The 25,487-nt window shown below is 71.0% G+C and carries 21 protein-coding genes; 9 read left to right on the top strand and 12 right to left on the bottom strand.

All coding sequences use genetic code 11. The features are described 5' to 3' along the window. Positions 1-153: 153 nt before the first annotated feature. From CIW48_RS09200 to CIW48_RS09185, 4 genes are all read left to right on the top strand, one after another. A complete protein-coding gene (locus CIW48_RS09200) occupies positions 154-1,014 on the top strand; it encodes a Kdo hydroxylase family protein (protein WP_149310657.1) in 861 nt (286 codons plus the stop codon). 16 nt (positions 1,015-1,030) lie between these two features. After that, complete coding sequence (locus tag CIW48_RS09195) at positions 1,031-1,330, top strand: antibiotic biosynthesis monooxygenase family protein (RefSeq protein WP_042673072.1); 300 nt, start codon at positions 1,031-1,033, stop codon at positions 1,328-1,330. A 214-nt stretch (positions 1,331-1,544) separates the two neighbouring features. Then, positions 1,545-6,851 carry an alpha-2-macroglobulin gene (locus CIW48_RS09190; RefSeq protein WP_149310531.1) on the top strand — a complete coding sequence of 1,769 codons (5,307 nt, stop codon included), beginning with the start codon at positions 1,545-1,547 and terminating at the stop codon, positions 6,849-6,851. Positions 6,852-6,978: 127 nt separating this feature from the next. Next, the gene (locus tag CIW48_RS09185; RefSeq protein ID WP_149310530.1) at positions 6,979-8,103 is read left to right on the top strand and encodes a mechanosensitive ion channel domain-containing protein; all 1,125 of its coding nucleotides are present in this window, start codon (positions 6,979-6,981) and stop codon (positions 8,101-8,103) included. Between the two features lie 101 nt (positions 8,104-8,204). Here the strand turns inward: CIW48_RS09185 and rlmN are convergent, their stop codons facing one another. Then, on the bottom strand, positions 8,205-9,479 hold the full coding sequence (gene rlmN / locus CIW48_RS09180; protein ID WP_149310529.1) for a 23S rRNA (adenine(2503)-C(2))-methyltransferase RlmN: 1,275 nt from the start codon (positions 9,477-9,479) through the stop codon (positions 8,205-8,207). 98 nt (positions 9,480-9,577) lie between these two features. Between rlmN and CIW48_RS09175 the strand changes: the two genes are divergently transcribed. After that, entirely contained in the window at positions 9,578-10,234 is a 657-nt protein-coding gene (locus tag CIW48_RS09175; protein WP_149310528.1) for a class I SAM-dependent methyltransferase, read from the top strand. A gap of 71 nt (positions 10,235-10,305) precedes the next feature. On the opposite strand, the gene grxD is transcribed toward CIW48_RS09175, so the two are convergent. The 6 genes from grxD to recQ all read right to left on the bottom strand — a co-directional run bounded on the left by grxD (position 10,306) and on the right by recQ (position 17,129). After that, positions 10,306-10,644: a Grx4 family monothiol glutaredoxin gene (gene grxD / locus CIW48_RS09170; protein WP_010685583.1), complete on the bottom strand. Its 339-nt coding sequence runs from the start codon at positions 10,642-10,644 to the stop codon at positions 10,306-10,308. A 29-nt stretch (positions 10,645-10,673) separates the two neighbouring features. Beyond that, positions 10,674-11,180, bottom strand: a complete 507-nt coding sequence (locus tag CIW48_RS09165) for a DUF29 family protein (RefSeq protein ID WP_149310527.1) — start codon at positions 11,178-11,180, stop codon at positions 10,674-10,676. A 23-nt stretch (positions 11,181-11,203) separates the two neighbouring features. Further along, the gene (locus CIW48_RS09160; protein ID WP_149310526.1) at positions 11,204-11,440 is read right to left on the bottom strand and encodes a BolA family transcriptional regulator; all 237 of its coding nucleotides are present in this window, start codon (positions 11,438-11,440) and stop codon (positions 11,204-11,206) included. A 26-nt stretch (positions 11,441-11,466) separates the two neighbouring features. Next, entirely contained in the window at positions 11,467-13,692 is a 2,226-nt protein-coding gene (gene purL / locus CIW48_RS09155; RefSeq protein WP_149310525.1) for a phosphoribosylformylglycinamidine synthase subunit PurL, read from the bottom strand. 229 nt (positions 13,693-13,921) lie between these two features. Continuing rightward, on the bottom strand, positions 13,922-14,992 hold the full coding sequence (locus CIW48_RS09150; RefSeq protein ID WP_246695179.1) for a hydrolase: 1,071 nt from the start codon (positions 14,990-14,992) through the stop codon (positions 13,922-13,924). Between the two features lie 295 nt (positions 14,993-15,287). Further along, entirely contained in the window at positions 15,288-17,129 is a 1,842-nt protein-coding gene (gene recQ, locus CIW48_RS09145; RefSeq protein WP_149310524.1) for a DNA helicase RecQ, read from the bottom strand. A gap of 83 nt (positions 17,130-17,212) precedes the next feature. Between recQ and CIW48_RS09140 the strand changes: the two genes are divergently transcribed. Both CIW48_RS09140 and CIW48_RS09135 read left to right on the top strand, forming a co-directional pair. Beyond that, on the top strand, positions 17,213-17,449 hold the full coding sequence (locus CIW48_RS09140; RefSeq protein ID WP_149310523.1) for a type II toxin-antitoxin system VapB family antitoxin: 237 nt from the start codon (positions 17,213-17,215) through the stop codon (positions 17,447-17,449). Then, positions 17,449-17,850 (top strand): type II toxin-antitoxin system VapC family toxin, encoded by a 402-nt coding sequence (locus CIW48_RS09135; protein WP_149310522.1) that lies wholly within the window; start codon positions 17,449-17,451, stop codon positions 17,848-17,850. The genes CIW48_RS09140 and CIW48_RS09135 overlap by 1 nt, the downstream gene beginning before the upstream one ends. A 3-nt stretch (positions 17,851-17,853) precedes the next feature. On the opposite strand, the gene denD is transcribed toward CIW48_RS09135, so the two are convergent. The 5 genes from denD to CIW48_RS09110 all read right to left on the bottom strand — a co-directional run bounded on the left by denD (position 17,854) and on the right by CIW48_RS09110 (position 23,415). Then, positions 17,854-18,831 carry a D-erythronate dehydrogenase gene (gene denD / locus CIW48_RS09130; RefSeq protein WP_149310521.1) on the bottom strand — a complete coding sequence of 326 codons (978 nt, stop codon included), beginning with the start codon at positions 18,829-18,831 and terminating at the stop codon, positions 17,854-17,856. Positions 18,832-18,857: 26 nt separating this feature from the next. Then, positions 18,858-20,132, bottom strand: a complete 1,275-nt coding sequence (otnK, locus tag CIW48_RS09125) for a 3-oxo-tetronate kinase (protein ID WP_149310520.1) — start codon at positions 20,130-20,132, stop codon at positions 18,858-18,860. Beyond that, positions 20,129-20,911 carry a 2-oxo-tetronate isomerase gene (gene otnI, locus CIW48_RS09120; RefSeq protein WP_149310519.1) on the bottom strand — a complete coding sequence of 261 codons (783 nt, stop codon included), beginning with the start codon at positions 20,909-20,911 and terminating at the stop codon, positions 20,129-20,131. The genes otnK and otnI overlap by 4 nt, the downstream gene beginning before the upstream one ends. Before the next feature lie 112 nt (positions 20,912-21,023). Beyond that, positions 21,024-21,938, bottom strand: coding sequence for an L-threonate dehydrogenase (ltnD, locus tag CIW48_RS09115; protein ID WP_149310518.1), 915 nt, complete (start codon positions 21,936-21,938; stop codon positions 21,024-21,026). Positions 21,939-22,092: 154 nt separating this feature from the next. Continuing rightward, on the bottom strand, positions 22,093-23,415 hold the full coding sequence (locus tag CIW48_RS09110; protein WP_149310517.1) for an MFS transporter: 1,323 nt from the start codon (positions 23,413-23,415) through the stop codon (positions 22,093-22,095). Positions 23,416-23,721: 306 nt separating this feature from the next. Here CIW48_RS09110 and CIW48_RS09105 point away from each other — a divergent pair, with 306 nt between their 5' ends. Both CIW48_RS09105 and CIW48_RS09100 read left to right on the top strand, forming a co-directional pair. Beyond that, the gene (locus tag CIW48_RS09105; protein ID WP_149310516.1) at positions 23,722-24,729 is read left to right on the top strand and encodes a LacI family DNA-binding transcriptional regulator; all 1,008 of its coding nucleotides are present in this window, start codon (positions 23,722-23,724) and stop codon (positions 24,727-24,729) included. After that, on the top strand, positions 24,726-25,406 hold the full coding sequence (locus CIW48_RS09100; RefSeq protein ID WP_149310515.1) for an aldolase: 681 nt from the start codon (positions 24,726-24,728) through the stop codon (positions 25,404-25,406). Before CIW48_RS09105 ends, CIW48_RS09100 begins: the two co-directional genes overlap by 4 nt. Positions 25,407-25,487: the final 81 nt, after the last annotated feature.

Below are 25,487 nucleotides of genomic sequence, written 5' to 3'. Positions count from 1 at the left end.
GGGAACGAAGCGGTTGCGCAAGCCGATCGGGTCGGCGCCTTCCGCCGAGTCGGTGGATGACACCGGTCGTCCACCGGAAATGCGCGGCGCTGGCCTCCCCCCGGCGGCTCCGCTACAGGGAGCCGCATCGTGACGGCAGCCGGCGCGAAGACGATGATCAGTCCAATCCGCAGAATTGCCCCCGGCGAGACGCCCGGCTCCCTGGCGCGGGAACTCGAAGCCGGGGCGGTTCTGCTATTCCCGGACCTGCCGTTTCCGTTCAGCGACTTCGAGCGCCGGTTCACCGAGCGGCCCTTCGCGGACGGCAGGGCCAAGAACGTCAACATCCGCGGTGAGGCTGCGGAGCTGCGCGGCGCGGCCGGCACGCCGGAGGAGCAGGAGGCCCTGCGCCAGCTCCTGATCCGCTACCGCGCGTTCGCCCGGGACCTGATCGGAACGTACCTGCCCGAATATCGCGATCGCGTGACGCTTGCCGGCACCTCCTACCGGCCCTTCGACGTCGACCGGCGCAAGCTGAGCTGGCGGCGCGACGACACGCGCCTGCACGTCGACGCCTTCCCGTCGAACCCGATCGGCGAGAAGCGGATCCTGCGGGTGTTCCGCAACATCAACCCCGCGGGCGAGCCGCGCCGCTGGCGGGTCGGCGAGGATTTCGGGTCGATGGCGCAGAAATTCCTGCCGCGGCTGCCGGGCTACTCGCCGCTCTCGGCGCGCCTGCTCGCGGCTTTGCGCATCACCAAGGCCCGGCGCTCGGAATACGACCACCTGATGCTGCACCTGCACGACGCCCTCAAGCAGGACGAGACCTACCAGGCGTCCGCGCCCCAGGCCGACGTGGAGTTCCGCCCGGGCGAGACCTGGGTGACCTTCTCGGACCTCGTGATGCACGGCGCCATGGGCGGCCGCTACATGCTGGAGCAGACCGCCTACCTGCCGGTCGCCGCCCAGGCCGACCCGGCCCTGAGCCCCCAACGCATCCTCGCGGCCCAGCTCGGCCGCGCCCTTCGCACCTGAGACAGGAACCGCACCGATGATCCTCGAAATCGCGCAGATCGAGATCAAGCCCGGCCTGGAGGCCGAGTTCGAGAAGGGCATCGCCGAGGCCTCGGCGATCTTCAAGCAGGCCAAGGGCTGCCGGCACTTCGAGGTCCGGCGCTCTATCGAGCACCCGCAGCGCTACCGGCTGCTGATCCACTGGGACACGCTGGAGGCCCACACCAAGGACTTCACCGGCTCGCAGCCCTGGCAGGATTACCGCGCCCTGGTCTCTCACTGTTTCGCGGGACCGGTCGCCGTCGAGCACGCAGAGCAGGTGCTGAAGGCGTTCTGAACCTCGGCTCGAGGGAACGCGCCGCCGCTTCGCGGCGCCGAGTACCGCGTCCCGGGTCGCCGCCCGCCGTGGTGGCAGGGACGATGCCGGGAGAGCGGCTCCGAACGAGGCTCCAGCGGCGCGAAGCGTTGCGAGCCTGACCGCCGGTGCTAGTCTCCCGCGCGACTGGACCCGAAGCGAATCATCGGGGTTGCGGCTAGTGGGGAACAGGCTGATGGCGCGGCTCGGACGGCTCGCGGGTGCCCTGGCGCTCCTCGGAGGGATCGCGGGTGGTCCGGCCCTCGCCCAGACCCCGCTCGCCCAGTCCCTACCTGCGGCCCGCACCGCGCCCCGGCCGGTCACGGCCGTCGCCGCGCCGTTCACCAGGACCTTCGTCCGGCCCGACCTCGCCAGCGCGGCGGTCCGCCTGGAGACCGCGCTCAAGGCGGAGGCCGGGGGCCCGCTCCGGCCCGCCGGCCAGTCCCGCGCCACCGGGCTGGCCCTGCTCGCCGCCGACAAGGCCGACGAGGCGCTGGCGCCGCTCACCGCCGCGGTGGCGGCCGACCCGGCCGACGGGCGCAACTGGCAGGCCTATGCCCGCGGGGCCGCCGCGGCTCTGGGGGCGATCGAGGACAACGACTACCAGGGCCGGTCGCGCCTGCGCGGGCGGGTGACGGCTGCTGCCTACCGCGCCTACGAGCGCGCCGGCACGGCCGCCGACGCCGCGGCGTCGCTTGCGGCGCTGGGCGCCGCGGAGGCCGAGCAGGAATCCTGGCGGCCAGCGCTCGACGCTTACGCGGCGAGCCTCGCCCTGGCCGAGACCGGCCCGGTCCGGGAGACCTACGAGACCCTGCGGGCCGAGCACGGCTTCCGGATCCTCGACTACAAGGTCGATTCCGACGCGGCCGCTCCGCGGGCCTGCTTCACCTTCTCGGAGGCGATCAAGCCGAAGACCGACTACGCGCCCTTCGTCGCCGTCTCGGGCAGCAGCGCGAGCGCCGTGACAGGGGAGGGCTCCCAGGTCTGCGTCGACGGGCTCAAGCACGGCGGCCGCTACGCCATCGTGGTCCGCCAGGGCCTGCCCTCCGCGGTCGGCGAGAGCCTGCTCAAGGCCGCCGATTACGAGATCTACGTCCGCGACCGCGCCCCTCAGGTGCGCTTCACCGGCCGCAACTACGTCCTGCCCCGGACCGGCCAGGCAGGCGTGCCCCTGGTCTCGGTGAACGCGCCGAAGCTCGACGTCGAGGTGCTGCGGATCGGCGACCGCGGCCTGCTGCCGACCCTGCGCTCCGAGGATTTCCTGGGCCAGCTCAGCGGGTCCACCGCCCGGACGATCGCCTCCGAGAAGGGCCAGCGCGTCTGGAAGGGCACCCTCGACACCGCCAAGGCGGAGGTGAACCAGGAGGCCGTTACCGCCTTTCCGGTGCTGCAGGCCGTGGGCAAGCTGGAGCCCGGCCTCTACGTGATGCTGGCCCGCCCCACCGGCACGGCGGCCAGCGACGAGGAGTACGACACCCAGGCGACCCAGTGGTTCGTGGTCTCGGACCTCGGGCTCACCACCACCAAGGGGCGGGACGGGGTCCACGTGGTCCTGCGATCGCTGGCCTCCGCGCAGGTGATGGCGGGCGCCGAGATCCGGCTGATCGCCCGCAACAACGAGGTGCTGGGCACAAGGACCACGGATTCGCAGGGGCACGTCGCCTTCGACCCGGGGCTCGCCCGCGGGGAGGGCGGTCTGGCGCCGAGCCTCGTGGTGGCGCAAGCCGGCGGCGATTACGGCTTCCTCGACCTCAACCTCGGCGCCTTCGACCTCACCGACCGCGGCGTGAAGGGACGCCCCGAGACCGGCGGCCTCGACGCCTACCTGTTCCCGGAGCGCGGGGTCTACCGCACGGGCGAGACCGTCCAGCTCACCGCCCTGCTGCGCGATCCCCGCGGCGCCGCCGTGCCGGACCTGCCGCTGACCCTGGTGGTCAAGCGGCCGGACGGGGTCGAGTACCGGCGCGTCTCGGTGCCCGACCAGGGGCTCGGCGGCCGGGCCCTGCCGCTGCCGCTCCTGTCGGGGGCGATGCACGGCACGTGGCGGGTCTCCGCCTACACGGACCCGAAGGCACCCGCGATCGGCGAGACCAGCTTCCTCGTGGAGGATTACGTCCCCGAGCGGCTGGAGGTGACCCTCAAGGCCCGGCAGGCGGCCCTGAACCGGGGCGAGGCCGCGCAGGTCGACGTCGCAGCCCGCTACCTCTACGGCGCCCCGGGCGCCGATCTCGACGTGTCTGGCAGCGTGACCGTGCAGTCGGCCGCGACGAGCGGGATCAAGGGGCTGGAGAATTACGCCATCGGTCTCGACGACGAGGCGGTGGAGCCGGCGACCCAGGAACTGCAGGACCATGCCACCACGAACGGGCAGGGCGGCGCCACCGTCACGGTGCCGGTGCCCCAGGTCGCGGCGCCGCGGGCGCTGGAGGCGAAGATCACCCTGGCGGTCGGCGAGCCCGGCGGCCGGGCGCTGTCGCGAAGCCTGACCTTGCCGATCCTCCCTCCCGGCCCGGTCCTCGCCCTGCGCAAGGGCTTCGCCGATCTGAAGGAGGGCGGGATCGCGGGCTTCGACGTGGTGTTCGCGAGCCCCGACGGGACGCTCCTCGCCCGGCCGGGCGTGAGCTGGACCCTGTCGCGGATCGACTCTTCCTATCAGTGGTACCGGGCGGACGGGCGCTGGTCGTTCGAGGCGGTGAAGTCCGCCCGGCGCATCGCCAGCGGCACCGTCGACCTCAAGGCCGCCGGCCCGGGTCGGATCGAGGCGCCGGTCGGCCTCGGCCGCTACCGGCTGGAGGTCTCGGCCGCGGGCGCCCCGGAGGCGACCGCGAGCCTCGGCTTCGAGGTGGGCTGGGGCGGCTCCGAGACAGCGGAGGCGCCCGACCTCCTCGACCTGACCCTCGACAAGGCCGCCTACGCGGCCGGCGATACGCTGCGGGCCAAGCTCAGCCCGAAGTTCAAGGGTCAGGCCAGCCTGATGGTCGTCAGCGACCGCGTGCACCAGACGGTGGAGGTCAGCGTGCCGGAGGGTGGCACCACGGTCAGCATCCCGGTTAAGGCCGAGTGGGGTGCCGGCGCCTACCTGGTGGCCACCGCCTACCGGCCCCTCGACCAGGCGGCCAAGCGCCTGCCCGGCCGGGCGCTGGGTCTGGCATGGTTCTCGGTGGACCGCGAGCGGCGCAGCCTCGGTGTCGCCCTGAAGGCGCCGGAGCGGGCGCGCCCGCGCCAGGACCTGACCCTGCCGGTCCAGCTCACGGGGCTGAGAGCCGGCGAGCCGGCGCGGATCACCGTGGCGCTCGTCGATGTCGGCATCCTCAACCTGACCCGCTACGCGGCGCCGGACCCGACGCAGTACTTCCTCGGCCAGCGGGCGCTCGGGCCGGAGGTCCGCGACCTCTACGGCTACCTGATCGACGGCATGCAGGGCTCGGCCGGGGCGATCCGCTCCGGCGGCGATGCGGGCGGCGGCGAACTCGCCGATTCCCCACCGACCCAGGCGCCGCTCGCCCTCTATTCCGGGGTCGTCACGGTGGGACCGGACGGCGCGGCCAGCGTGACCTTCCCGATCCCGGCCTTCAACGGCACAGGCCGCGTCATGGTCACCGCCTGGAGCGGCGACCGGGTGGGGCAGGCGCAGGCCGACGTGATCATCCGCGATCCGGTCGTGCTCAGCGTCACGCTGCCGCGCTTCCTCGACACCGGTGACCGCTCGCGTCTGTTCGTGGCCCTCGACAATGTCGAGGGGCAGGCGGGCGAGTACACGGTCGACCTGAGCCCGACCGGCCCGGTCGTGGTCGGTGCCAGCGCGCTGCGGCAGACGCTGCGACTGGAGGCCGGCGCCAAGGGCCAGGTCGCGATCCCGCTCACCGCCGCCGGACCGGGCACGGCCCGCCTCGATCTCGCCCTGTCGGGACCTGGCCTTCCGGCCGCCCTGGACCAGAGCTTCGCCCTGGGGATCTCGCCGGGGACCGGCGCCCTGCTGCGCCGCTCGGTGCGCAGCCTCGCCCCCGGGGCGAACCTGACGCTGACCTCGGACCTCCTCGCCGACCTGCAGCCGGGGACCGGCAGCGTCTCGCTCTCGGCCACGCCCCTGCCGGGGGTCGACGTGGCGGCCCTGCTCAGGGCGCTCGACCGCTACCCCTACGGCTGCTCCGAGCAGGTGGTGAGCCGGGCGATGCCGCTGCTCTACGTCAACAAGCTCGCGGCACTGGAGAAGCTCGCCCTCGACAACGGTGCCGATGATCGGGTGCGCGAGTCGATCGAGCGCCTGCTCGCCCGCCAGGATTCGAGCGGCGATTTCGGCCTGTGGTCGGCGCAGGGGTCGAGCGACCTCTGGCTCGACGCCTACGTGACCGACTTCCTGACCCGCGCCCGCGAGCGCAACTTCGCCGTGCCGCAGAAGGCCTTCGCCCAGGCCCTCGACTACCTGCGCAACGCGGTGGCCAACGCCACCGAGGTGCGCAACGGTGGCGCCGACCTCGCCTACGCGGCCTACGTGCTCGCCCGAAACGGCCGGCCGGTGATGGGCGACCTGCGCTACCTCGCCGACACCAAGATCGGCGACTTCTCCTCCGCCCTCGGGCGGGCGCAGCTCGCCGCCGCCCTGGCGCTCCTGGGCGACCGCGGCCGGGCCGCCAAGACGATGGACTCGGCGCTCACGGTGCTGCGCGCCGAGCGCGACAAGGGCCTGTACCGCGCCGATTACGGCTCCCGCCTGCGCGACGGGGCCGGGCTGATCACTCTGGCCGCCGAGAGCGGGCTGGCGCAGGGGGCCCTCGGCCCCGCGGCGGCCGTGCTCGGCGAGGAGCAGCAGGCCGAGCGGTCGACGAGCACGCAGGAGAATGCCTGGATGGTGCTCGCCGCCGAGAGCCTGTCGAACGAGGCGGGCGCGCTCTCGTTCACCCTGGACGGTGCGTCCCAGACGGGCATGCTGGCCAGGGTATACCGGGAGGCGGCCCTGGGCGACCGGGGCGTGCAACTCACCAATACCGGCCGGGCCCCCGTGCAGGTGGCCGTGACCGTCAACGGCAGCCCCCTGGTGCCGGAGCCGGCGGCGCAGCAGGGCTACACGATCGAGCGCAGCTTCCGCCGCCTCGACGGCAGCGTCGTCGACCCGGCGAGCGGCCTGCGCCAGAACGACCGGCTGGTGGTGGTGCTCAAGGTCACAGAGGCCAAGGCGGAAGCGGCGCGGCTCCTGCTGGTCGATCCGCTGCCGGCGGGGCTGGAGATCGACAACCCGAAGCTTCTGGACGCCGACGCGCTCCAGGGGCTCGCCTTCGCCAAGTCCGACGTGGAGCCGGTCCACACCGAGTTCCGGGACGACCGATTCGTCGCGGCCTACGACCGCGACCCGAGCCAGTCGGCCTTCTTCACCGTGGCCTACACGGTGCGGGCGGTCTCCCCCGGAACGTACGTCCATCCGGGTGCCACCGTGGAGGACATGTACCGGCCGGCGCGGTTCGGACGGACCGCCTCGGGCAGCGTGACGGTCGGGGCAGCCAAGTAGGGGCTGGCGACCGCAACCCGCCGGGCCGGGCCGCTGCGTTGCGGCAGGCACATGGTGCGCTGCGGAACCCCCGCGATCGCCCACCCATTCCCACAGGTCCCCTTCGGAACCCGTGGAGCGATGCCCGATGCCGGACCTCGACGCGCTCGCCGGCTCCGCAGCCCGCGCGCTGGCCTACCTGCCGTGGTGGGCCGAGAGCCTGATCCTCATCGTCGCCTGCTGCGCCGTGGTGATGCCCCTGCATGGGATCGTCTACCGGGCGATGAAGCGGGCAGTTTCGGCCAAGAGCCTGTTCTGGCGCTCGCTGGTGTCGCGCACCCGCGGCCCGAGCCGCCTCGGCCTGATCGTGGTGGCGATCAGCCTCGCCTCGACGACGGTACACCTGTCGTGGGAGGTGCGGATCGCCCTCAACCAGATCCTGCTGGTCGCCTTCGTGACGCTGACCGGCTGGTGCTGCGCCACCGCGCTCCACATCGCGACCGTGATCTACCTGCGGCGGTTCAAGCTCGACGCCGAGGACAATCTCCTGGCGCGCAAGCACTTCACGCAGATGCGCATCTTGGAGCGCGCCGGCGTGACGCTGGTAGCGCTCGTCACCCTGTCGGTGGCGCTGATGACCTTCGAGCCTGTGCGCCAGTACGGCGTCAGCCTGCTGGCCTCGGCGGGCGCGGCGGGCCTCGTCCTCGGGCTGGCCATGCAGCCGGTCCTGTCGAACCTCGTGGCCGGCATCCAGATCGCCATCACCCAGCCGATCCGGATCGAGGACGCGATCATCGTCGAGAACGAATGGGGCTGGGTGGAGGAGATCACCGCCACCTACGTGGTGGTCCGCCTCTGGGACTGGCGCCGGCTGGTCCTGCCGCTGACCTACTTCATCCAGAAGCCGTTCCAGAACTGGACCCGCGACGGCGCCTCGCTGATCGGCAGCGTGTTCGTCTACGTGGACCACCGGGCGCCCGTGGCGGCGATGCGCGAGAAGCTCGTCGAGATCGCCAGGGCCACGCCCCTGTGGGACGGACGAGTGGTGAACCTCCAGGTCTCGGACGCGAAGGAATCGACCATCGAGATCCGGATGCTGGTCAGCGCTCGCAACGCGCCCCAGGCCTGGGACCTGCGCTGTGTGGTCCGGGAGGCGATGATCACGTGGCTCCAGGCCGAGCACCCGGAGGCCCTGCCGCGGCACCGCACGGAATGGGTCGGCGCCGAGGAGCCGGCCCTGCGCCGGGCGGAGGCGCGGCGGTTCGCGGCGTGAGGCACACCGTCATCGCGAGCGCAGCGAAGCGACCCAGGGCAGCGCGACATCGGTGCGCGTGGCGCGGCTGGATTGCTTCGCTGCGCTCGCAAAGACGGCTGTCAGTCGTCGGCGCCCGCGTAAAAACTCTCCACGCCGATACCCTCTTCCTGCATCATCCGGGCGCGGGCGCGCAGCTTCTCGGTCTCGCTCTTGAGCTGACCGCAGGCCGCCAGGATGTCCCGGCCCCGGGGCGTGCGCACCGGCGAGGCGTAGCCGGCGTTGAACACGATCTCGGAGAAGCGCTCGATCCGGTCCCAGTCCGAGCACTCGTAACGGCTGCCCGGCCAGGGGTTGAACGGGATCAAGTTGATCTTGGCCGGGATGCCCTTGAGCAGGCGCACCAGCTCCCGCGCGTCCGCGTCCGAATCGTTGACGCCCTTCAGCATCACGTACTCGAAGGTGATCCGGCGGGCGTTGCTCAGGCCGGGATAGGCGCGGCAAGCCGCGAGCAGCTCGGCGATCGGGTATTTCCGATTGAGCGGCACCAGCTCGTTCCGCAGGTCGTCGCGCACGGCGTGCAGCGAGATGGCCAGCATGGCGTTGGCCTGCTCGCCCAGCCGCGGGATCTGCGGCACGACCCCGGACGTCGAGACCGTGATCCGCCGCCGGGACAGGCCGAGGCCCTCCTGGTCGGACATCACGCCGACCGCGTCGACCACGGCGTCGAGATTGTAGAGGGGCTCGCCCATGCCCATGAATACGATGTTGGTCACGAGCCGGCCGACCTCGCCGGCGCCGCCGGCGCCGCGGCTCGGCATCTGGCCGGGCCAGTCGCCAAGCTCGTCCCGGGCGGTGACGAGCTGCTGGACGATCTCGGCCGCCGAGAGGTTGCGCACGAGGCGCTGCGTGCCGGTGTGGCAGAACGAGCAGGTAAGCGTGCAGCCGACCTGACTCGAGACGCAGAGCGTGCCCCGGTCCGGCCCGGGGATGTAGACGCACTCGATCTCGGCGCCGCGATTGTGCTCCTGCCGGTTGGTCGGCGCCATGCGCAGGAGCCACTTGCGGGTGCCGTCCCGGGAGACCTGCCGGCTTGCCACCTCGGGCCGCTCCAGCGTGAAGTGCTCGGCGAGCTGCGCCTTCAGCGCCTTGCCGACATTGGTCATCTCGGCGAAGTCGGACGCCCCGCGGAAATTGACCCAGTGCCAGACCTGGCCGGCGCGCATCCGGCTCTCGCGCTCGGGCACGCCCATGCCGACGAGCTGCGCCTTGAGGGCGTCGCGGGTCAGGCCGACCAGCGACGGGCGGCGGCCGGGCAGCGCCTCGGGGAGGAGATCCGGCGCCTTCTCGATCGCGGCATCGGCCGCGCGGGCGCTGTCGAGCGACGGCGTCGCCATGGCGTTCTAACGATCCATACGTTGGAAAGGGTCTGATATAGGCGATCGCGGCCGCGAATGCGAATGCGCGCCGCCCACAGGGGCCCTGACGGAGAGCCATGGCGACCGACACCCGAGCCGGGCAGGCGATCTACAATCCGCAGACGTTGCAGCTCTACGACCTCGTCGTGCTGCGCCTGTCGAACCCTCTGATCTGGCGCTGCCCCACGGCGCGGATCCTGGACCTCTACGATCGGCACGCGGGCCTCGCGCATCTCGATGTCGGAGTCGGGACCGGCTGGTATCTCGACCGCTGCCGGTTCCCTACCCCGGCGCCGCGGATCGGCCTGATGGACCTCAACGCCGACAGCCTCGCCTTCGCGGCCGACCGGATTGCGCGCTACCGGCCCGAGACCTACCGAGTCGACGTGCTCGCCGCCCCGGCCGCCGGCATCGCGCCGTTCGACTCGATCGGGATGACCTACCTGCTGCACTGCCTGCCGGGCGACATCGCCGCGAAGGCGAAGGCCTTCGACACGGTGCGGCCGTGCCTGGCCGACGACGGCGTGGTGTTCGGCGCCACGATCCTGTCCGGTGGGGTGCCGACCAGTGCCGCGGCGCGGGCGCTGATGCGAGTCTACAACCGCAAGGGGGTGTTCTCGAACGCCGCCGACACCCTGCCGGACCTGCGTGCGGCGCTCGACCGGCGCTTCCGGTCGGTGGAGATCAGAGTCGTCGGCTGCGTCGCCCTGTTCGTGGCGCGGGAGCCGCGCTGATCCGGCACCGTCCTCGCACACGAAAAAGGGCGCCCGCAGGCGCCCCGATCCGTCCGGCGAGTCCTGAAAAATCAGGCGGCGGCGGTCTTCACCGGCACGCCCTTCTCGGACAGGAAGGTCTGCAACTCGCCCGACTGGAACATCTCACGGGTGATGTCGCAGCCGCCGACGAACTCGCCCTTCACATAGATCTGCGGGATGGTCGGCCAGTTGGAGAAGGCCTTAATGCCCTCGCGGATCTCCTGGTCGGCCAGGACGTTCACGCCCTTGAACGGCACGCCGAGGTAGTTGAGGATCTGCACCACCTGCCCCGAGAAGCCGCATTGCGGCATCTGCGGCGTACCCTTCATGAACACCACCACGTCCTGGGAGGCGATCTCGTTCTGGATGGTCGTGTTAGCGTCGGTCATCGGGTCGATCCTTGTTCCTGATCCGTGATCTAATGATGGTCGGTGGGGGATTTCAACGCTGCAGCCAATCGTTCGAGCGCGACGTCCATGTCGAAGTCCGGAGCCAGCAGCTCGTCGGGCACGAAGGGCAACGTCTCCGGCAAGCCACCGACGAGTGTGTCGCCATGGACCTTCAGCTGCACGTCGGCATTCGCCCGCGCGTCCCGCCAGAGCGTCTGCCAGTCGATCCGCTGCCGCATCGCCCGCGTGTAGTTCCGTCGCGCCGCGCTCTGGAACGCCACCACCTCGGCACGCCATGAGCGGGTGGATTGCGCCGCAGGCGCAGATAGGTACTTGAGCACGTGCACGAGGAGTTGCAGCAGGAGGTTCTCGACGCCGCGGATCTCCGACCGGCCCAAGGTCTCGATCTCCTCGATCACGTTCTCCCAGTCGACGGCATTCGAGAGCTCGCTGCGGGCGGCGAGCGCGCGCAGGGCCGCCGCCTGCTCCTCGGCCCAGGTCACGATGTCGTCGTCGTAGAGACTCGGTCGATCCATCGGGAGAACTCCCGCAAGAAGGCCTAATCCTGCGGGACGCCCGTGGTCAGCGCAAGGGCGTGGAGCACGCCGCCCATCCGGCCCTGGAGGGCGCCGTAGACCAACTGATGCTGCGCCACCCGGGTCTTGCCCTTGAAGGCCGCCGACAGGACGGTGGCGGCGTAGTGGTCGCCGTCGCCCGCGAGGTCGCGAATCTCCACCTGCGCGTCCGGCAGGGCCTCGCGGATCATGCGCTCGATCTCGCCCGCATCCATCGGCATCGGGAAACTCCTCGTCAGAACGGGGCTCAGGCGGCCGGAGCAGCCGGCTGGCTCGCCATGTAGGCGGGCAGCCAGCCCTCGTGCGCCGCGGACAGCTCGGCGAGCGATATGGTCTCGCCGCCCGGCAGGGTCAAACGGTCGGAGCCGGTGACGCCCACGGACGCAGCGTCCACACCCTGGGCCGCCGCGGCGGCGAGGAGGTCGCTGGCCGCCTCCGGCCGCACCGCCAGCAGGTAGCGGCCCTGGTCCTCACCGAACAGATAGGCGTGGGGCGACAGGTCCACCGGCACATCGGAGAGCGCCGCGCCGATGCCGCCCGCCATCGCCATCTCGGCGAGCGCGACGGCGAGACCGCCATCCGCGAGGTCGTGGACCGTGTCGACGGTGCCGGCCTGAATCAGGCCGCGGACGAAGTCGCCGTTGCGGCGCTCCAGGGCGAGGTCGACGGGCGGCGGCGCGCCTTCCTCGCGGTTCTCGATCACCGACAGGTAGGCCGACTGGCCGAGCCAGCCCTCGCTCGCCCCGATCAGCACCAGCACGTCGCCCGCGCGCTTGAGGGCGATCGTCGCGTGGCGCGCCACGTCGTCGAGGACGCCGACGCCACCGATCGTCGGGGTCGGCAGGATGCCGACGCCGTTGGTCTCGTTGTAGAGCGAGACGTTGCCCGACACGACCGGGAAGTCGAGCGCCCGGCAGGCCTCGCCGATGCCCTGGAGGCAGCCGACGAGCTGGCCCATCACGTCGGGTTTTTCCGGGTTGCCGAAGTTCAGGTTGTCGGTGATGGCGAGGGGCTTCCCGCCCACCGCGGTGATGTTGCGCCACGCCTCGGCCACGGCCTGACGGCCGCCCTCGATCGGGTCGGCCTCGCAGTAGCGCGGGGTGACGTCGCAGGTCAGCACGAGGCCCTTCGGCCCGTCCTCGACCCGCACGATCGCAGCGTCGCCGCCGGGCTTCTGGACGGTGTTGCCCAGGATGAAGTGGTCATACTGCTCGAAGACCCAGCGCTTGGAGGCGAGGTCGGGGGAGCCGACGAGGCGCTTCAGCGCATCGGTCAGCGAGGCCGGCGCCGGGACCTCGGCGGCCGCGAGCACCGGCTGATGCGTGTTGGCGAGATGCGGCCGGTCGTAGAGCGGAGCCTCGTCGCCGAGCTCCTTGATCGGCAAGTCGGCCACGGTCTCGCCGTGCCACTTGATCACGAAGCGCAGCGTGTCGGTGGTCCGGCCGATCACCGCGAAGTCGAGGCCCCATTTCACGAAGATGGCCTCCGCCTCGGCCTCCATGCCGGGCTTGAGCACCATGAGCATGCGCTCCTGGCTCTCCGAGAGCATCATCTCGTAAGGGGTCATGCCCTCTTCGCGGGCCGGCACCTTGTCGATGTCGAGTTCGACGCCGAGGTCGCCCTTGGCGCCCATCTCCACCGCCGAGCAGGTCAGCCCGGCGGCACCCATGTCCTGGATGGCGATGACGGCGCCCGAGGCCATGAGCTCCAGGCACGCCTCCAGCAGGAGCTTCTCGGCGAAGGGGTCGCCGACCTGCACGGTCGGGCGCTTCGATTCGGAGGCCTCGTCGAACTCCGCCGACGCCATGGTGGCGCCGTGGATGCCATCGCGGCCGGTCTTGGAGCCGAGATAGACGATCGGGTTCCCGACGCCGGCGGCGGCCGCGTAGAAGATGCCGTCGGTGCGGGCGAGCCCCACCGCCATGGCGTTGACCAGGATGTTGCCGTCGTAGCGCCGGTGGAAGCCGGTCAGGCCGCCGACGGTCGGCACGCCGAAGGAATTGCCGTAGCCGCCGACGCCAGCGACGACGCCCGAGACGAGGCTGCGCGTGCGCGGGTGGTCGGGGGAGCCGAAGCGCAGGGCGTTGAGCGCCGCGATCGGCCGCGCGCCCATGGTGAACACGTCGCGCAGGATCCCGCCCACGCCCGTCGCCGCGCCCTGGTAGGGCTCGATGTAGCTCGGGTGGTTGTGGCTCTCCATCTTGAAGACGCAGGCCAGCCCGTCGCCGATATCGATGACGCCCGCGTTCTCGCCCGGCCCCTGGATCACCCACGGCGCCGAGGTCGGCAGCCCGCGCAGGTGCTTGCGGGAGGACTTGTAGGAACAATGCTCGTTCCACATGGCCGAGACGATGCCGAGTTCGGTCAGCGTCGGGTCGCGCCCGATCAGGCCGCGGAAGCGCTCGTACTCATCCGGCGTCAGGCCGTGCTGGGCCACGAGTTCGGGGGTGATCGGAACGTCGTTGCGAAACATGCGAAGGGTCTCGGCAGAGAGCGGGCCGTGCCGCAGGCCGGGGCCGCGGCGAGCCCGAACCGGGCGGGGATCCAGGCTGCCCCGGCTCTAGAGCGGAAGCGCCTGCCCTGGCAACATCCGCAGGTATTCCGATGCCGCTGCCCCACCATCCGCGCAGGAGACATCCGGGGAGTTGCCCATCCCCCGCCCCGACGTGGCCGGGCGCACGATTTGGCCGGGAGAAGATCGCTCAGACTGCCGATTCGTCGGCGGCGGCGCAAGCGGGCACCCGGGTGAGGTCGCTCTCCCGAAAGCGGGACACCAGGGCGTGCACAGGCTCGGGGCCGGTTATCACGTCGAGATAATCGAAGCCGTCCGCGCTCTGGCTCGCCATGAGCAGCTGGAAATGCATCTGGAACAGGTTCCACTGGCGCCGCCCCACATCGGTGCCCGTGATCAGGTCGCCGATCATCACCCCGAGCGTGGCCGGGCGCTCCGGGTCCGGCGTGACGAGATCGCCGGAGGCAAGCGGAATCTGTCCGGGAATGGACAGCCAGTCCCAGGGCGCACGCACGTCGATCCAGCGGATCTGTCGTGCACGCCCGAAGCGCCGGAGCGCTTCACGGAAGCCTTTGGCGGCCGGGTCGAGGCTGAGCCAGGGAATGACGCTGCCGATGCTCACGAACGAGACCGGGGTGCCCCGGTGGCCGAAGCGGGGGTCACGGGCGAGCACACGGTCCAACACCTCGATTCCGAGGAAGCTCGAGGAGGAATGCCCGACCACGACAACCTCGTCGGCTTCGTCCTCCGCCGCACGGATGCGGGCCGCGAAGGCGTCGAGGCGGGGGGAAACCTCGGGCGCCTGTCCCGCCGCGTAGGCGTGCGTGAAGGCCGTGTCGTCCACGAGGTGGGAGACGTAGAGCGGCTTGCCGCGGGTCGCCCGCATCAGCCCAACGAGGATCGGGTAGGTGAGCACCGGCACCGCCAGAAGGGGCCAGGGCTGCAGGACGGCGGGCGCCAAGGCCGCGAGGCTCCCCGCCAGCGCCAGACTGAGGAGAACGAGCGCCAGATAGATCACGTGGACGCCGAAGATCACTGTGGAGAAGCGCCAGCCCTCCCGCCAGAGGTCGGCTACGTAGCCCGAACGCCACAGCCGCCAGAGCAGGACCGGGACGCCCCGGAGGCGCGCGCGGCCGCATTGCGGGAAGCGCGCGCGCACGATGTCCTCCCAGCGCAGGAGGACGTAGCGCGTGGTGACGCCGCGAGACTGTGCGGTCCAGGCGAGTTCAAGCCCGTCCGCCGAGCGGACCGGATCGCTCACAGCGATCTCGGCGCCGCGGCGGGCCGCTGTGAGACGGGCCTCGCGGCGGAACAGGCCCCAGTAGGTCTCGGGATCCCGCGGGTCGAAGCCGGGTAGGTAGAAGACGATGCGGGAGGTCAGATTCCGCGACCGAGATGGGCCAGTTCGGGAAGTGGCTTCGTCCGGAAGATCTTGGAGCGTGGCATCGGCGTTGGGCGCGGAAACTGAAATGATGTGTCCGATCGATTGGGTTGGGGGCGATCTGCCTACACGAACCAGCATAATACGCCGAGGATGAGATCCCTCGTCCCGCGGCTCACGCAGCCGGGGGATGCGCCAGGAAATCAGCGATGGCCGCGACGAACTTGTCGCCGTAGGCCTCGCGCTTGCGCTCGCCGACCCCGTGCACCGTGCGCAAGGCCCAGAGATCGACGGGCTTCTGGCGAGCCATCTCGATCAGCGTCCGGTCGGGGAAGACCATGAAGGCTGCGATCCCCTCGGCCCGGGCGAGGGTGGCGCGCAGGCCCCGCAGATGCTGGAACAGGGCCTCGTCGGCCTCCGAGAGGGCGATCTCGCCATCCTCCCGGGAGGCAGGCCGCCGGCGCTCACGGGATTCGGCCTTCGGCTCCGGATCGGGCCGGAGCTGGACCGGCTCCCGGCCGAACAGGATCGCCTCGCCCTTATCGGTCATGGACAGGCCGCCGTAGCCGTCCGCGTTCTCGGCAATGGCGCCGGCGGCGAAGAGCTGGCGCAGGATCGCCCGCCAGGCCGCCACCGGCTTGTCGGATCCGACCCCGAAGGTCTTGAGGTTCGCGTGGCCGTTGCGGCGGATCTGCTCGCTCTCCTTCCCGTGGACCACGTCGCAGATATAGGCCGCGCCGAAGCGCTGGCCGGTGCGCACGATCGCCGAGAGGATCTTCTGGGCCGAGACCGTCCCGTCCACCAGGGTGACGCCGCCGCGGCACAGGTCGCAACGGCCGCAAGCGCCGCTCGCCTCGCCGAAATAGGCGAGCAGCGACTGCCGCCGGCAGGTGGCGCCCTCGCACAGGGTGATCATCGCCTCGAGCTTGCGCCGCTCGACCCGGCGGCGGTCGTCGGAGATCTCCTTTTCGTCGATCTGGCGGCGGCGGAGCGCCATGTCGTCGAGGCCGTAGAGGGTCAGCGTGTCGGCGGGCAGCCCGTCGCGGCCGGCCCGGCCGATCTCCTGATAATAGCCCTCGACGTTGTTCGGCATGTCGGCGTGGCAGACGAAGCGCACGTCGGGCTTGTTGATGCCCATGCCGAAGGCGATGGTGGCAGTCATCACCACCCCGTCCTCCTGCAGGAACCGGTCCTGGTTCGCCATCCGCGTCGCTTGGTCGAGGCCGGCATGGTAGGGCAGGGCGTCGAACCCGTCCTTCTTGAGGGTCTCGGCGAGTTGCTCGGTGCGCTTGCGCGACGAGCAGTAGATGATCCCGCTCTCCGCTCTCCGGTGCTTCAGGAACCGCTCGATCTGCCGGGCCGGGTTGTCCTTGGGCTGGAAGGTCAGCCGGATGTTCGGCCGGTCGAAGGAGTGGACGAAGATCTTCGGGGGCCGGTCCTGCGGGAACAGCCGCTCGGCTATCTCGGCGCGGGTCGCGGCGTCGGCGGTGGCGGTGAGCGCCAGGGTCTGGACGTTGCCCAGCGCCGTCCGGGCGCGGGCGATCTCCCGGTACTCGGGCCGGAAATCGTGGCCCCATTGCGAGACGCAGTGCGCCTCGTCCACCGCGAGTCGCCGGACGCCGGCCCCGCGCAAGGCCTCGATGCAGCCGTCCATCAGCAGGCGCTCGGGGGAGACGAACAGCAGCCGCAGGTCGCCCGAGCGCAGGCTGCGCCAGGTCTCGCGGGACTCGGATTCCGCCACCGTCGAGTTGAGGGTCGCGGCCTGGATGCCGACGCTTCTCATCTGCTGCACCTGATCGTGCATCAGCGCGATCAGGGGCGAGACCACTACGGTGAGCCCCGGATCGACCAGGGCCGGGAGCTGGTAGGTCATCGACTTGCCCGACCCCGTGGGCATCACGGCGAACACGTCGGCGCCGTCGAGCACCGCGCCGATCACCTCGTCCTGGCCGGGTCGGAAATCCTCGTAGCCGAACGTCTTTTTCAGCGCGGCGCGGGCCTCGTCGAGGCGGGTCATCGGGATCCTTGATCGGGGTTCTGGCCGCCCTTGCGGCAGGTGTGTGTAGACATTAGCCTTCCCGCGTCTACACGGGAGCCGCCATGCCGCTCAACATCCGCAGCGAAGAGGTAAATCAGCTGGCCGAGAAGCTGGCATCGCGGGCCGGCGTGAGCAAGACCGAGGCGGTGCGACTCGCGCTCACGAACGAGCTCGAGCGTCGAGAGCTGCGTGTGCCCCTCTCGGAACGGCTGAAGCCCCTCCTCGACAGGATGGATTCCGTGCCGCGCACGGGCCTCAAGGCCGACAAGGCGTTCTACGACAGCCTGAACGACGAGTGATGTTCGTCGACGCCTCGGCCCTGGTGGCGATCCTGACCGCGGAACCGGAGCGTTCTACCCTGCTGAGCCGCCTCGACGGAGCTTTGGCCCCCCTTACCTCGCGCCTCGCCGTCTTCGAAACGGCGATCGCGGTGGCCCGCAAGACGGCGATGTCCGTGGTCGACGCCGAGGCGGAGGTCGCGGAATTCATCCGCGTCGCAGGTCTGCGAATCGTCCCCATCGCCGAGGCCGAGACCGCCCTGGCCCTCGCGGCCCACGGCCGCTACGGCAAGGGCCGCCACCCGGCGCGCCTGAACCTCGGCGACTGCTTCGCCTATGCCTGCGCGCAGGTACACGGCGTGCCGCTGCTCTACGTCGGCGACGACTTCCCGCAGACCGACATCCGCTCGGCCCTCGGCTGAGCCTCAGCCGCCGTGGAACTCGGCCACGTGCTGCGACACGATCGCGTCGAAGGAATCGTCCGCCCGGAAGCCCAGGGCCAGCGCGGCCTCCGGCTCGAACGCCTCCGGCCAGGAGCCCACGATGCGCGCGATGGTGGCGTCGGGCGCGCGCCGGATCAGCGCCACCGCCTTGTCGCCCGCCGCGCGGCGCAGGGCCTCGATCTCCTCGGCGACGGTCGCCGAGACGCCCGGCATGGTCAGGCTGATCCGCGGGCCGATCGCCGCGAGGTCGAGCCCGGCGGCGTGGATGAGGAAGCCCACCGCCGCGTCGGGACTGGCGAACCAGTGCCGGACGGTGTCGGGCACAGGCAGGATCGCCTCCTGACCGGCCAGCGGCTCGCGGATGATCCCCGAGAAGAAGCCCGAGGCCGCCTTGTTGGGCTTGCCCGGCCGTACGCAGATGGTCGGCAGGCGCAGGCCGATCCCGTAGAGGAAGCCGCGGCGCGCGTAGTCGGCGAGCATCAGTTCGCCCATGGCCTTCTGCACCCCGTACGAGGAGGCCGGGCGCAGGATGTGGTCGTCCGGGATGACCTTCGGGAAGGGCGGCCCGAACACGGCGAGGGAGGAGGTGAAGACCAGCTTCGGCCGGTAGCCATCCGCCGCGTTGGCCGTCCGGATCGCGTCGAGGAGCAGCCGGGTGCCGTCGAGGTTGACCCGGTAGCCGAGTTCGAGATTCGCCTCGGCCTCGCCCGAGACCACCGCGGCGAGGTGGAAGATCACCCCCGGCCGCTCGGCGATGGCGGCCTCGGCGGCGCCGGGCGCCGTGAGGTCGGCGGCCTCGGCGCGGACCGGGGCCGAGAAGCCCTCCGGCACCGTGGGCGGCACGACGTCGAGCAGGGTGAGGGCGCTGAGCGGCTGCCCGCCGACCCGGCCGTCCTTCACCAGGGCGTCCACGAGGCGGCGGCCGATCATGCCGGCGGCGCCGAGAATCAGGGCGTGCATGGAAAACCTCCCGTCGGGTTGTGGCGTCAGGCCATCATGTCGAGGGCGCGGCCGAAGAAGTCGGCGCCTCCGAAATTGCCGGATTTCAGGGCAAGCAGCATCGGCTCGGGCCGTCCTGCGGTGCGCAGGACCGGGATGCCCGCGGCGATCTCAGGCCCGAGCAGGAACGCGGTGAGGCCGAGCCTGTCGACCACCGCGCCGGAGGTCTCGCCGCCGGCCACCACGAGCCGGCGCACCCCGCGGGCGACGAGGCCCTCGGCGATGGCGGCCAGCGCCGCCTCGATGGCGTGGCCGGCGGCATCGACCCCGTGCGCGGCCTGAAGCGCACGCACCGCCTCGGGCGGAGCCGAGGTAGCAATCAGAACCGGGCCGGCGCCGAGGCGCTCCTCTGCGAAGGCCAGGGCCTCTTCCACCACGTCATCGCCCGCCAGCAACCGCGCCGGATCGAGGCGCAACACCGGCATGATTGCCTCCGCGGCGGCGACCTGCTGGAGCGTCGCCTGCGAGCAACTACCGGCGAGGCACGCGGAGGTCCCGCCCACCGGCTCGCCGATGGCCGCCCCGGCGGCATCCGTCGTTCCGCGCCCGTCGGCCACCAGGGCGCGGGCGAGTCCGAGCCCGAGCCCCGAGGCACCCACCGAGAACTTATGGCCGACGATCGCCCGGCCGAGCACTTCGAGGTCGCTGTCGAAGATCGCGTCCGCGATCGCGGCCCCTTTGCCTTCCTTTGCCAGCGCATCGAGGCGAGCCGCCACGGCCTCCGGGCCCCGGGCCACGGTCGCGGTATCGACGAGGCCGACCGGGCTGGCACTCTGGCGCCCGAGGACGCGCACGAGGTTGGCGTCGCGCATCGGGTTGAGCGGGTGGTCCTTGAGCGGGCTCTCGTTCAGCGGCACGGCGCCGACGAACAGGTTGCCCTGGTAGACGCTGCGCCCCGTCTCCGGGAAAGCCGGCGTGACGAGCGCGATGGCCTCGCCGGCCTCCGCCCGCAGGGCGTCCATGACTGGGCCAATATTGCCCGCATCCGTCGAATCGAAGGTCGAGCAGACCTTGAACATCACGTGGGCGGCCCCGCGCGCGCGCAGCCAGCCCTCGGCTTCGCGGGAGCGGGCCACGGCCTGATCAGCCGGAATCGAGCGGCTCTTGAGCGCTACCACCACCGCGTCGGCTTCCGGCAGGACACGGTCATCCGCCGGCACGCCAATGGTCTGGATCGTGCGCAGGCCCGCCTTGGTCAACGTGTTGGCGAGGTCCGAAGCGCCCGTGTAATCGTCGGCGACGCATCCCAACGCGAGGCTCATCGGGCGCTCTCCTTGTAGGCGGCAAGCCAGCCGAGGCCCGCGACGGTGTCGGCGGCCGGAATGTACTCGCAGCCGACGAAGCCGCGGTAGCCAAGCCGGTCCAGCTCGTCGAACAGGAAGAAGTCGGCCATCTCGCCGGTTCCGGGCTCGTGCCGCTCGGGCACGCTCGCGGTCTGAACGTGACCGATGATCGGCATCAGGGCGCGCAGCCGCATGGTCACGTCGCCGTGCAGGATCTGGCAATGGTAGAGGTCGAACTGCAGCTTCAGGTTCGGCAGGGCCAGCTCGCGGATGAGATCGGCGGCCCGGCCGAAATCGTTGAGGAAGTAGCCGGGCATGTTCCGGCCGTTGATCGGCTCCAGGACGAGATCGAGACCGGCGGGCGCCAGCCGCTCCGCCGTCCAGGTGACCGCCTGGCGGTAGGCTTCGATGGCCTTGGGATCGTCCCAGGGGGCGAGGCCTGCCATGAGGTGGAGCCGGCCGACGCCCGTCGCCTCGGCGTAGCGGAGCGCCGTCTCGACCCCCGCCTTCAGCTCGTCGAACCGCGCGGGGAAGGCGGCGATCCCGCGCTCGCCCCTGGCGAAATCCCCCGGCGGCAGGTTGAACAGCGCCTGGGTCAGGCCATTGCCCCGGAGCCGCTCGCCGATAGTTTCGGGCGGGTGCTCGTAGGGGAACAGGAACTCGACGGCGTCGAACCCGGCATTGGCCGCGGCGTCGAACCGCTCGAGGAACGGCACCTCGTTGAACATCAGGCTCAGGTTGGCGGCAAAGCGCGGCATACTTCTGGGACTCCCTGCCCGATTCTCGATACTCGTAGGATCCGCTCAGCGGGCCATCATCCAATCCAATCGAAGCACCTCAGGATGAGGCGGAGGATGAGGTCGTCGGCCGTTACGCCTGTCCCGGCAGCTTCGCCCCCGAGACCTGCGCGTAGAGCCGTGCCACCGAGGCGTCGTCGTCGCGGCCCATGCCGGCGCCGGAAGCCATCAGGAACATCTGCAGCGCCGCCGCCGCCACCGGGACCGGGTACTTCTCCGCCCGGGCCATGTCCTGCACGATGCCGAGATCCTTGACGAAGATGTCGACCGCGCTCTTCGGGCTGTAGTCGGCGTCGAGGATGTGGGGCACTCGGTTCTCGAACATCCAGGAATTGCCGGCCGACTTGGTAATCACCTCGTAGACGCGCCGGAGGTCCAGGCCCTGCTTGGCCGCGAACGCAATCGCCTCGCAGGCCGCAGCGATGTGGACGCCAGCGAGCAGCTGGTTGATCATCTTGAAGGCCGCCCCCTGGCCGGCTTCGTCGCCGAGTTCGTAGAGCGTGCCCGCCATCGCATCGAGGGCGGGCCGCGCCTTGGCGAAGGCCGAAGCCGAGCCCGAGGCCAGGAACGTCAGACCACCGTCGGCCGCGCGGGCGGCGCCGCCGCTCATCGGGGCATCGAGGTAGTGGCGGCCCGTGGCCTCCAGCCGGGCCGCGAGCGCCCGTGCGACCGCCGGGTCCATGGTAGCGGAGGAGACGAACACCGCGCCTTCCGGCATCGCGGCGGCGGCGCCGCTCTCGCCGAACAGCACCGCCTCGGTCTGGGCGGCGTTGACCACCACGCTCACCACCACGTCGGCGTCCCGCGCCGCCTCCGCAGGGTTGGCGGCGGCGCGGCCGCCGGCAGCCGCGAAGCGCGCCACTGCCTCTGGGTTCACGTCGCAGGCGGCGACGGAGAAGCCCGCCCGCAGGAGCGAGCCGGCCATGCCGGAACCCATGGAGCCTAGGCCGATCACCGCGGCGCGGTGTGTGTGCGTGTCGGTGGTCATAGGGGCAGGTCCTGACGAAGGGAGGCGTCTCGGCGTCGCCGCGTGAAGCGCAGGTCCCTCTCCAGTGCGAGAGAGGGACAGGGTGAGGGATCAGGTCCCTCCGGAGAGGTCGCACCCTCACCCCAACCCTCTCCCGCACGGGAGAGGTGGCGCGTCAGCGGTTCACCATCCGGGCGGGCGTGACGAACACGCAGACGGAGCCGACCACCAGCATGGCGGCCAGCGCGTAGAGACCCGTGGCGGTGCTGCCGGTGGCGTCGCGCAGCGCCCCGATCACGTAGGGGCTGACGAAGCCCGCGAGATTGCCCACCGAGTTGATCAGCGCGATGCCGGCCGCGGCGCCCGCGCCGCTGAGGAACGCCGTGGGCAGGGACCAGAATAGCGGCGAGCAAGTCAGCACGCCGGCCGCCGCCACCGAGAGCGCCGCGACGGCGAGCGTGGTCGAGCCGGCATTGGCCGAGACCACAAAGCCAGCGGCGCCGATCAGCGCCGGGATGATCAGATGCCAGCGGCGCTCGCGCATCCGGTCAGCGGAGAGACCCAGCAGGACCATCACGATCGCAGCGCAGACGAAGGGGATCGCGCTGATCAGGCCGATGTTGAGATTGCCCTGCACACCCGACGCCTTGACGATGGTCGGCATCCAGAAGGTCAGGCCGTACTGGCCGGTGACGAAGGCGAAGTAGATCAGGCTCATGAACCACACGCGACCGTTGCGGAACACCGTGGCGATCGAGTGCGGGCTCGCTTCCTTGCCCTGGTTGTCGGCGGCGATGTCGCGCTCCAGGAGTTGCTTCTCAGAATCGGTCAGCCACTTGGCCTCGGCGGGGCGGTTGTCGAGATAGAAGAACACCGCGAGGCCGATCAGCACCGCCGGCACCGCCTCGATCAAAAACATCCACTGCCAGCCGGACAAGCCGTGGGCGCCATTGAACGCGTCCATGATCCAGCCGGAGAGCGGGTTGCCGAAGATGCCGGAGATCGGGATCGCCGCCATGAACACGGCGATCACCCGGGCCCGGCGATGGGCCGGGAACCACGAGGTCGTGTAGAGGATCACGCCCGGATAGAACCCGGCCTCGGCCAGCCCGAGCAGGAAGCGCATCCCGTAGAAGCTCCACTCCGAGTTCACGAAGAGGAACGCCCCGGAGATCACCCCCCAGGTGAGCATGATCCGGGCGATCCAGACCCGGGCGCCGACCCGGTGCAGGATCACGTTCGAGGGCACCTCGAACAGGAAGTAGCCGAGGAAGAAGATCCCGGCGCCGAGGCCGTAGACCGTCTCGGAGAACTTCAGCTCCTGGGACATCTGGAGCTTGGCGAAGCCGACATTCACCCGGTCGAGATACGCCACCACGTAGCAGAGCATCAGGAACGGCACGAGGCGCCAGAACACCTTCGCGTAGGTGCGGTCGGCGAAGGACTTCTCGTCCGCGTGTGCGGTGGCGCCCCCGAGCGGGGCGGCTTGGACCGGCATGGCGTACTCCCTGGTCCGGGCCGCACGGCCGCCGGACATTCGTCTTCGCCGCTCGTCGGGCGGCGCTAAGCCGGTCCCATATCGCCATTTGGCAGCGCTGCCAATCCGGTTGTGCGACATATTGCAGGCGGCTATGTCAGTCGTGGATCGCCGAGGACGGTCTTCCCATCCACGCCCCTGATCCTGGGGCGCCGCGAACTCCGGAGCCCTCCTTCGAGGCCCGCTCCGCGGTCACCTCAGGATCAGGGGCGTGGATGGGAGGTGCGACGGGCGTCGCGCGAAAAACCGCGCCGGGAGAGCGGGGCTATGGACGACATCCAGCCGCCGGGGCGGCTCGTCACCCTCACCGACGTCGCCCGCGCGGCCGGGGTCGGCGAGAGCACGGTCTCGCGGGTCCTGCGCAATCACGGCTCCTACTCCAAGCGCGCCGGCGAGCGCGTGGCGGAGGCGGTGGCCCGACTCGGCTACGTCCCGAATCGCCTCGCCGGCAGCCTCGCGGGACAGGGGGCGAGCGCCCGGCTCGTGGGGGTCGTGATCCCGTCGCTCGCCAACGTGGTCTTCCCCGACCTGCTGCGCGGCCTGACCGGCGCCCTCGATGCCGCGGGCATCCCCTGCGTGATCGGCGTCAGCGATTACGACCCTGACCGGGAGGAGGCGCTGGCCGCCGCGCTCTTGTCCTGGCGGCCGGCGGCGCTGCTGCTCACCGGGCTGGAGCACAATCCCGGGACGGTCGCCCTGGCCAGGGCCAGCGGCGTGCGTGTGGTCGAGATGATCGACACGGACGGGGAGGGGATCGACGCCGTGGTCGGCTTCTCCAACCGGGCCGTGGGGGCGGCGAGCGCCCGCCACCTCGTCGCGCGCGGCTACCGCCGGATCGCCTATCTCGGCCACGATCTCGCGGTCGACCTGCGCGCGGCCAAGCGGCTGGCGGGGTTCGAAGCCGCGCTCGGGGAGGCGGGCCTAGCGCTCTACGGCAAAGGGATCCGGCTGGGGCCGTCCTCGCCGGCCTCGGGACGGGCTGGGCTCGAGGCGCTGCTGGCGCGCCACTCGGATCTCGACGCGGTCTACTTCTCCAACGACGACATGGCGCTCGGCGGCTACTTCGCCTGCCTGTCCGCGGGGCTGGCGGTTCCGGGGCGGATCGCGCTGTTCGGCTTCAACGGGCTCGACTTCGCGGCCGCGATGCCCCAGCCCCTGTCGACGGTGCGCACGCCGCGTCTCGAGATCGGCCGGCAGGCCGCCGCCTGCCTGATGGGCGATGGCCCGAAAAAAATCGATCTCGGGTTCGAGCTGATCGAGGGAGCGACCGCATGAGCGACGAGAGCCGGCTGCGCGAGGAGATCTGCCGCTACGGCCGCTCGCTGTTCGAGCGCGGCCTGACGCCGGGCTCGTCCGGCAACATCTCGCTGCGCCTGGCCAACGGCGGCTGGCTGGTGACACCGACCAACGCGTCACTCGGCTTCCTCGACCCGGCGCGGATCTCGCGGCTCGACGATCAGGGGCGCCTCGTCTCGGGCGACAAGCCCACCAAGGAGATCCCGCTGCACAGCGCGCTCTACGAGAGCCGGAGCAGCGCCAAGGCCATCGTCCACCTGCACTCGACCCACGCGGTGGCGGTGTCGATGCTGCCAGAGATCGACCCGCGGCAGGTGCTGCCGCCGCTGACGCCCTACTACCTGATGCGCACCGGCGGGACGGCGCTCGTGCCCTATTACCGCCCGGGCGACCCGGCCGTGGCGGACGCGATCCGGGGGCTGGCGGGGAAATACAGCTCGGTGCTGCTCGCCAATCACGGCCCGGTGGTGGCCGGCGACAGCCTGGAGGGCGCGGTCTTCGCCACCGAGGAGCTGGAGGAGACCGCCAAGCTTTATTTGTTGCTCCGCAACCTCAACCCGCGGCAGCTGAGCCCCGGGCAGGTGGCCGATCTGGTGAGCCATTTCGGACTGACCCTGCCGGAGCTGGAGGATCATGCCGGGCACGATCACGGGTGAGGGGCCCTCAAAAGGGTCCGTGCAAGGCGCAACGCGCCCCCTCTCCCGTGCGGGAGAGGGGTGGAGTGAGGGTCGAGAACT

The sequence above is a fragment of the Methylobacterium sp. P1-11 genome (assembly GCF_008329595.1).
Taxonomy (GTDB): Bacteria; Pseudomonadota; Alphaproteobacteria; order Rhizobiales; family Beijerinckiaceae; genus Methylobacterium.
Note: the sequence above shows the minus strand (reverse complement) of the source record. Positions and strands in the feature narration are given on the sequence as shown.

Excerpts from the sequence above, each read along its gene's own strand:
- CIW48_RS09100 (WP_149310515.1), top strand. The coding sequence starts at position 24,726 with ATGAGCGACGAGAGCCGGCTGCGCGAGGAGATCTGCCGCTACGGCCGC.
- CIW48_RS09160 (WP_149310526.1), bottom strand. The coding sequence starts at position 11,440 with ATGCCGATGGATGCGGGCGAGATCGAGCGCATGATCCGCGAGGCCCTG.
- grxD (WP_010685583.1), bottom strand. The coding sequence starts at position 10,644 with ATGACCGACGCTAACACGACCATCCAGAACGAGATCGCCTCCCAGGAC.
- rlmN (WP_149310529.1), bottom strand. The coding sequence starts at position 9,479 with ATGGCGACGCCGTCGCTCGACAGCGCCCGCGCGGCCGATGCCGCGATC.
- purL (WP_149310525.1), bottom strand. The coding sequence starts at position 13,692 with ATGTTTCGCAACGACGTTCCGATCACCCCCGAACTCGTGGCCCAGCAC.
- denD (WP_149310521.1), bottom strand. The coding sequence starts at position 18,831 with ATGCACGCCCTGATTCTCGGCGCCGCCGGCATGATCGGCCGCCGCCTC.
- otnI (WP_149310519.1), bottom strand. The coding sequence starts at position 20,911 with ATGCCGCGCTTTGCCGCCAACCTGAGCCTGATGTTCAACGAGGTGCCG.
- ltnD (WP_149310518.1), bottom strand. The coding sequence starts at position 21,938 with ATGACCACCGACACGCACACACACCGCGCCGCGGTGATCGGCCTAGGC.
- CIW48_RS09185 (WP_149310530.1), top strand. The coding sequence starts at position 6,979 with ATGCCGGACCTCGACGCGCTCGCCGGCTCCGCAGCCCGCGCGCTGGCC.
- CIW48_RS09195 (WP_042673072.1), top strand. The coding sequence starts at position 1,031 with ATGATCCTCGAAATCGCGCAGATCGAGATCAAGCCCGGCCTGGAGGCC.
- CIW48_RS09110 (WP_149310517.1), bottom strand. The coding sequence starts at position 23,415 with ATGCCGGTCCAAGCCGCCCCGCTCGGGGGCGCCACCGCACACGCGGAC.
- CIW48_RS09175 (WP_149310528.1), top strand. The coding sequence starts at position 9,578 with ATGGCGACCGACACCCGAGCCGGGCAGGCGATCTACAATCCGCAGACG.
- CIW48_RS09165 (WP_149310527.1), bottom strand. The coding sequence starts at position 11,180 with ATGGATCGACCGAGTCTCTACGACGACGACATCGTGACCTGGGCCGAG.
- otnK (WP_149310520.1), bottom strand. The coding sequence starts at position 20,132 with ATGAGCCTCGCGTTGGGATGCGTCGCCGACGATTACACGGGCGCTTCG.
- CIW48_RS09140 (WP_149310523.1), top strand. The coding sequence starts at position 17,213 with ATGCCGCTCAACATCCGCAGCGAAGAGGTAAATCAGCTGGCCGAGAAG.
- CIW48_RS09200 (WP_149310657.1), top strand. The coding sequence starts at position 154 with ATGATCAGTCCAATCCGCAGAATTGCCCCCGGCGAGACGCCCGGCTCC.
- CIW48_RS09190 (WP_149310531.1), top strand. The coding sequence starts at position 1,545 with ATGGCGCGGCTCGGACGGCTCGCGGGTGCCCTGGCGCTCCTCGGAGGG.
- recQ (WP_149310524.1), bottom strand. The coding sequence starts at position 17,129 with ATGACCCGCCTCGACGAGGCCCGCGCCGCGCTGAAAAAGACGTTCGGC.
- CIW48_RS09135 (WP_149310522.1), top strand. The coding sequence starts at position 17,449 with ATGTTCGTCGACGCCTCGGCCCTGGTGGCGATCCTGACCGCGGAACCG.
- CIW48_RS09105 (WP_149310516.1), top strand. The coding sequence starts at position 23,722 with ATGGACGACATCCAGCCGCCGGGGCGGCTCGTCACCCTCACCGACGTC.